1 protein-coding gene is annotated in these 1,112 nt (G+C 65.9%); it reads right to left on the minus strand.

Features of this window, described 5'->3' with window-relative positions; all coding sequences use genetic code 11:
- Positions 1–279: 279 nt before the first annotated feature.
- Positions 280–771 carry a transposase gene (locus tag ABD287_RS18660; protein ID WP_425565675.1) on the minus strand — a complete coding sequence of 164 codons (492 nt, stop codon included), beginning with the start codon at positions 769–771 and terminating at the stop codon, positions 280–282.
- Between the last annotated feature and the right edge of the window lie 341 nt (positions 772–1,112).

Below are 1,112 nucleotides of genomic sequence, written 5' to 3' on the forward strand. Positions count from 1 at the left end.
ATGGGGCTTCAACACCATGCTGATGTGCTCTCCTCAGGGCCGTCCAGGAAGACTATCTCCTGGTAGACGAGCTGTCTCACACCAGCGTGACAGGGAGGGGCCGGGATTGACGACCATGCTGGACCGAGTCTGTCGGTAGAGCTTCAAGGTCCCACCAATCCCGGGCCGCCCGATGGGCGACCGAGCCATCGGCAAGGCGCCGCCCCAAATCAAGGCGTCGCAGGCACGAGGCCACAGCGGGATTGTTAGTGCCCGAAACCGCCCGCGACATCGGCATCTTCAGTGTCGCCCAACAGCGTGGTGGTGGTCTTCGCGTAGGAGCACGTCACGTACGCGGTGGATGTTGCTTCGATGCCCCAGTGGTGTTGGACGTGCGCGGCGACCGCGGCGGCGGGGCTGGTGAGCGTGGTGACGCCGACGGTGAGGTCTTTGCTGACGCGCTGGCGGGACAGGTTGTAGGTGTCGCGGCGGATCCGGAACACTTGTGAGGCGCCGGGGTAGTCGAGGCCGGATGCTGGCACGCAGTCGCGACCGGTAGCCGGTCGCAGATCCCCTGGTAGAGGCTCTTGAAGTTGGTTTGACGGTGAACACGTACCCGGCGCCGCGGTCCAGCAGGTAGGTGGCGGTCTTGACGCTGGGGTGAGCGGCGTCAGCGGTGACAGTCATACCGGTGATGTCGACCGGGTCGAGCAGGGCGCTGATCTGGGTGACCTCGGTGGTGTCGGTTGGCGTGAGCGTCTGCCCGATCGCGACCGCGGTATCGTGACGCATCGCGGCGAACAGCTTCACGTTGCGGTTCGGATCGAACCGGTCAGGGGTCGAGTGCCGCACTGCTTTTCATCGATGGCCAGCCCGGCCCCTACGGCCGGGGCCGGGAGCCGGCCGGCGAGCCACAGACACACCAGCCGATCCGCCGCAGCAGTGTCAATCGCCGCGATCACCCGCCGCACCGTGTCCCGGCTCGGGGCTAAGCGCACCCCGAGGACCGGCAGGACCAGCCGTGCCCCAGCAGCGGTAAGACCGTGTGTCATTTGGGGTTGTTGCAGCGCCTGGTCGTTCGTTGAGCTGGTGTGGATGATGTTCAGAAGTACTGCCCCGAACCGTTGTGGCAG

The sequence above is a fragment of the Pilimelia columellifera subsp. columellifera genome (assembly GCF_039532605.1).
Taxonomy (GTDB): Bacteria; Actinomycetota; Actinomycetes; order Mycobacteriales; family Micromonosporaceae; genus Pilimelia; species Pilimelia columellifera.